General features: G+C 49.2%; 5 protein-coding genes. 2 read left to right on the forward strand and 3 right to left on the reverse strand.

Features of this window, described 5'->3' with window-relative positions; genetic code table 11:
* Window positions 1-115: 115 nt before the first annotated feature.
* Both V6C93_RS35940 and V6C93_RS35945 read right to left on the reverse strand, forming a co-directional pair.
* Window positions 116-496: a hypothetical protein gene (locus V6C93_RS35940; RefSeq protein ID WP_333481489.1), complete on the reverse strand. Its 381-nt coding sequence runs from the start codon at window positions 494-496 to the stop codon at window positions 116-118.
* A gap of 74 nt (window positions 497-570) precedes the next feature.
* Window positions 571-924 carry a DUF2499 domain-containing protein gene (locus tag V6C93_RS35945; RefSeq protein ID WP_333481490.1) on the reverse strand — a complete coding sequence of 118 codons (354 nt, stop codon included), beginning with the start codon at window positions 922-924 and terminating at the stop codon, window positions 571-573.
* A 142-nt stretch (window positions 925-1066) separates the two neighbouring features.
* Here V6C93_RS35945 and csaB point away from each other — a divergent pair, with 142 nt between their 5' ends.
* Both csaB and V6C93_RS35955 read left to right on the forward strand, forming a co-directional pair.
* On the forward strand, window positions 1067-2122 hold the full coding sequence (gene csaB / locus V6C93_RS35950; protein ID WP_333481491.1) for a polysaccharide pyruvyl transferase CsaB: 1056 nt from the start codon (window positions 1067-1069) through the stop codon (window positions 2120-2122).
* A gap of 276 nt (window positions 2123-2398) precedes the next feature.
* The gene (locus V6C93_RS35955; RefSeq protein ID WP_333481492.1) at window positions 2399-3895 is read left to right on the forward strand and encodes a hypothetical protein; all 1497 of its coding nucleotides are present in this window, start codon (window positions 2399-2401) and stop codon (window positions 3893-3895) included.
* A 51-nt stretch (window positions 3896-3946) separates the two neighbouring features.
* Here the strand turns inward: V6C93_RS35955 and trmD are convergent, their stop codons facing one another.
* Window positions 3947-4651, reverse strand: a complete 705-nt coding sequence (gene trmD / locus V6C93_RS35960; protein ID WP_333481493.1) for a tRNA (guanosine(37)-N1)-methyltransferase TrmD — start codon at window positions 4649-4651, stop codon at window positions 3947-3949.
* Between the last annotated feature and the right edge of the window lie 572 nt (window positions 4652-5223).

Here is a 5223-nt window from a genome sequence, read left to right on the forward strand (position 1 = left end):
TAAAAAGATTAGCAAGTTAATAGTTTAGAAAGAGCAGTGCTAGCAAACACTGCAAATTAATAGTCCTGTTCTTCCTGGCCTCCTACTTTGATGAATAATTATAACAAGCGGTATATTATTGCTTTCCAGATGCATGGCAAGCCAATTTGAGGAGATTAATCTGATACGGAGTTGCTTGTGATAAAGCTAAGTTATTTTGTTCGATGTAAGAAATTTTTGTAGACGATAAAAAACTTCCTAATCGCAACGAACGCACCAGATTTGTTGTACAGTTACCCTCTACTCTACCGTAGCTAGCATCCGGGTTAACTACATCAAAAATAACCAAATCTTTATTCCTGTTGATTCCGTTAATATCGATAAAGGCTGGGTCAGTATATCCTTCTTCTGTACTTGCCGTGTCTGGGACTTTTTGCCAGGATACATTCTTAATCTCCGCCGTCTTTTCTTCTATCGCAGAGTTAGTAGACGGAGCCGTAAAAATGTAGGTAGCCATCAGAAGAGCAAGAGATATTTTCAACTGTATTTACACCCTATCCATAAGCCACTTTAACCATTCAATCTACAGAATCAGGACGCATCAATCGTTACATCTTTAGCCGCTCTCGTTGTTGTATTTTCTCGCTCAGGCTTTTGGGAAGAACGCCAAATCCACCAGGCAGCCGCACAGAGAGTAACATTTCCCAACACAGTCATGGATGCCTGAAGTGTAACCAGCCACTCCAAAGAGGCGGGGTTGTCAAAGAAGTGCCAGGTACAGGCACACATGGCACTCACCAGTGCGGGTAACATGGCGAAGGACAACCCCCACCAAGTGCGATCGCGCTTAACTTCGCCGTAAGTCCAGATTAGCCAGATGGCGGCAATCCATTCAATGACGCTGGAAACGTGAATAATCCAAGTAGGAATTGACAACGCGTGCATGGGTAAATGGGAAGTTGGAGGGCGTGCAAGTTGCAGGTTAAAGGTTCAACAAGCAAAGTCAAGAAACTTTAAACCTTCAACCTTTAAACCTTCAACCACATAACCTATCGTATCGCCGTGCGAAAGCTGGTAAAGTTTTCGCATGGGGCAAATTAAGGCAATTTTATGTGGATATTACGGCAAGGGCAATGGTGGCGATGAGGCATTGCTGGCTTCGCTGTTGCAAATGCTACCCGAGTCGGTGACGCCTCTGGTGCTTTCTGGCAACCCTGCGGAGACTCGCAAACGCTATGGAGTGCAAAGTTGCGATCGCACTTCTCCCTTCCAAGTGTTACAGGCCATGCGCCACTCCGATGCCTTTCTCTGGGGCGGTGGCAGTTTAATTCAGGATGTCACGAGTGCGGCGTCACCTCTCTACTATGGCGGCTTGATGGGGTTGGCAAGACAGTGGGGCTTAAAAACCATTGCTTGGGCGCAGGGAATTGGCCCCCTAAAGCGCGATTTAACCCGTCGGGTAGCGCGGCAGTGCTTTGCGGGATGTGCGGCGGTAAGCGTGCGCGATCGCGCCTCAGCCGCCCTTTTGAACGAGTGGGAAATTCCTTTTATTGAGGCTCCCGATCCAGTTTGGGCACTCGACTCTAAACCTGCACCAGGATTATGGGACTTACCCGCACCACGAGTCGCCGTTACCTTGCGATCGCACCCGAGCCTAACTCCTGAACGCATTGCCAACCTGACTCAGGCTCTTGTTACCTTTCAAAAAGCCACACAAGCCTGTATCCTACTGGTACCCTTTCAGGCATCTCAGGACTTAAGCATCGCCGAATCCATTCAATCTCAGCTTACTGGCCCGAATCACCTTTTCCGGCTCGAAGACCCCAGGGAATTGAAAGGATTGTTTCGAGGTGTAGAAATGGCAATAGGGATGCGTTACCACAGCCTGATCATGGCAGCGGCAGAAGAATGTCGCTGTTTTGCCCTTAGTTATGACCCCAAGGTGAGTCAACTGATGACTCAACTGAATATGCCAGGATGGGATTTAAACCAGCTTCCCAATGACCCAAATTTAATCGGTCAAACCTGGCTAGAACACTACGCCAATGGCGACTCCCTCAGCCGTGACCAAATTCAGTCCTTGGTAGACCGAGCTCTGATGCATCGGGATTTATTGGCACAAGCTTTCTCAACTATCAGATGAGCTTCTATGCAGAACAGTCTGTTAGATTCGGTTTAACTTAAAATTTGAGGTCTGGGGATTTTTGTGCATTACTTTGTAAGGAGAGAGGGGTAAGTTTGACAGCCATACCCTCACCTCAAGTCAGGGCAAAGCTATTTGACTCCAATTTTCTACCCAGACACCCTATGAAGCATTTCCTCTGGCTCAAAGTTGCTGGGTAGATCCCCCTCTTTTTTGCCAGAAGACTTTGCCCCACTTACTTACCTCTTGGATTTGTGACCCTCTGGATGAAGAGCCATGAGCGAAGCTGAAACCCCAAATAACCAGCCCCTTCCTGAACCCACTGCCTCGATGGAGGATAGTGTGGCTGATGTGCCAGAGGTAAGCGGGGCATCAAAACAGGCGCAGATTGTGAAACTCTCCGATTTGCGGAATTTTATCGATGTTATTCCGCCGACGGAACAAGAGTCGTCCGCTGAGTCGGACATTGACGCCGTCGCCTCATCAACGGCTGAGGTAGACGAACATTCGGCCCAGACGCCCGATGCTTCTTTTCGCCGAACCAACGACGCTGATTGGTTTGCATTAGCACAAAAGATGCGTCAGCGCAATCGCCATTTGCATGATCAAGTTACAGAGTTGAGGCAAGCGCTTAAGGAAAGACAGGAGGCGTTACACCTAGAACTTCTGCGATCGCGCGATCGCGAGATGCTCATGGCTCAGCAAGCCGAGGACATGAATACGGTTCAAGAACAATTAGGCCGTCTGTTTCATGCCCTGGAATCCTCTCACCAAGCCGCTCAGCGCCAGCAAATCTTGATTGAGACGTTATCCGAACAGTTACAAAGCTCTCAGGAACGAGTCGCCCAACTAGAACGGGAATGCGCCCTGACCCAGCAGCGCTACAATGAGCAGTCCCACCAGCTGTTGCAAGCGGGAAATACATCTCGTGAACTCAGATCACGCCTGCACCGACAGCAGCAGCAAACCTTGCAGTTCAAGACAGCTCTGGAGAAGTCGCTGGAAATGAACTCTTCTAGCCATTTGAGCGGACAACAACAGCCGCATCGTCATGGTGGCACGACCATCTCCTTGATACACAAAGCACAGCCCATCCAACCCTGGTCAGCCGAACAAGAGTTACTGCAAGACCAATCCGAAGTCGAGCCGCTGTGGAGTCGCCCCATTGTAATCGAGCCTCCCGCTGTAGAACCTTTTATCGGAACGAAATTTTACGACGAATCCTCCGAAAATACACGAGTCACTTCCGAGCCACCAACTTTGTCCTTACTTAAACGCCTGGAAGAAAATCGTTCTACAACCGTAGATGTCTCTGAGCCAGCTCAAACAGAGAGCAAGGTTCCCCAAGCCCAAGACACTGAAGCCTCGGAGCTGGAATTGGAACAGCGACTGCTTGCTGAAATGTCTTCCCTAGCCGAGGCGTCTGGGTTGTCCGAGGTGCCCTCGGATCTGGCTGAAGAGCAACAGCTATGGACATTCGAGCCAGAAACGAACTCAGAGGACAAAGAGCCTGACGAGTCAGCCCTCTCCCTAATCGATACTCAGGATTATTGGTCAGCAGAGGATACCGAGGAGCAGTACACGGAAGTAGAAGCCCAGGATGAGGACGACTGGGAAACCTATACCCACGATCAGCCAGAGCTGATCAATGACGTGGTACTTCCCCAATCTAACTGGCCTTCGCCGACACTCTATCCGCTACGTACTCCGAAGAGGCGCAAATCATTAGCAGCCATTGATTTACCTAGTTTTCCCCGCTTTGAGCCCTCTTAGGGTATATGGGATAGGCAGTTAGGAAAAGCGCGGATAGGAGTTCCCTGAACTTCAGGGCGATACAACATCCGAATTCTTTTCCCAATCCGCATATAAATCAGGGCGGCGATCGCACGTTCTCTGAATTTGCTGTTCTCTACGCCAGCGCTCAATAGCTGCGTGATTCCCTGATAACAATACCTCCGGCACCTTCCAGCCCCGAAACTCAGCGGGTCGTGTGTACTGCGGATAATCAAGCAACCCCGCTTCAAAACTTTCAGCTTTCAATGACTCAACTTTACCCACTGTTCCGGGTAGCAACCGCACTACCCCATTAATCAGCGCCAGCGCTGGGATTTCTCCACAAGTTAGGACAAAATCCCCCAAGGACACCTCACGAGTCACCAAATGCAGGACTCGCTCATCCACTCCTTCATAGTGCCCACAAATAACCACCAGTTGGTCATAACCCGTCGCCAATTCTATCAATAGCGTCTGCTTCATCGGTTGTCCCTGAGGCGTCATCAGAATCACCTCACGGCGCGGTAAAGTAGGTAAAGACTCTACCGCTGCAAAAATCGGTTCAGGTTTCATCAACATCCCTACACCGCCCCCGTAGGGTTCATCATCGACTCGTCGATGTTTATCAGTTGCGAAGTCGCGAGGATTGACAAAATGCACTTCAGCAATTTCTTTAGCCAGGGCTTTACCCAGTAACCCCGAACTCAGGGGAGAAGTAAAGAAATCTGGAAACAGTGTAACAACATCAAATCGCACAGAGGCTTAAGCAGTAGTTGAGGGAGGGGAATCAAAGCCGCAAACAGAAGGTCTGAATTTGTCAGATTATGTCATAAAACTCCTGGGCCTTCTTAACTCCGTTTTTGCGCCCCATCAACCCGCATCAAGGAACTAAAGAGGCAACGGCAGTGTCAGAGAACATTAAGGATATTATAAGAAATTGCTAACCTGATCAGGTTTTGTCACTGAGCCACGTCTAAAGCCGTAAGCTTGGTAGACAGCCTGAAAGACAGTCTCGGCTCCAGAGTGCGGCTGGAGAGCGCAGCAAGGTAGTTGCTGTGAGGCGCACGGCTTTACATCAGCTAGGCAGCTAGCCGTATTCTCGTTGTCCTTGATCCCTAACAGCAGTAGCTCTCCAAACGAAGGAGAAGCTTTTAGGAATAAACTTTAAACCGAAAACTTTTTCCCTAACAATAGTGTTTCTGCGTAAACTAGACAGTCAAAGACTGATATTCTATACAGCGTTAAAGCGCAGGTTTTTGATGAGAGACGCTCACCAAGAGCAACGGCTTAAGACGCTGGGCTTGTTCGGGTCAGCCACAGCCTGCTCA

Source organism: Allocoleopsis sp., assembly GCF_036703385.1.
Lineage (GTDB): Bacteria > Cyanobacteriota > Cyanobacteriia > Cyanobacteriales > Coleofasciculaceae > Allocoleopsis.

Excerpts from the sequence above, each read along its gene's own strand:
- V6C93_RS35945 (WP_333481490.1), bottom strand. The coding sequence starts at position 924 with ATGCACGCGTTGTCAATTCCTACTTGGATTATTCACGTTTCCAGCGTC.
- V6C93_RS35940 (WP_333481489.1), bottom strand. The coding sequence starts at position 496 with ATGGCTACCTACATTTTTACGGCTCCGTCTACTAACTCTGCGATAGAA.
- csaB (WP_333481491.1), top strand. The coding sequence starts at position 1,067 with ATGGGGCAAATTAAGGCAATTTTATGTGGATATTACGGCAAGGGCAAT.
- V6C93_RS35955 (WP_333481492.1), top strand. The coding sequence starts at position 2,399 with ATGAGCGAAGCTGAAACCCCAAATAACCAGCCCCTTCCTGAACCCACT.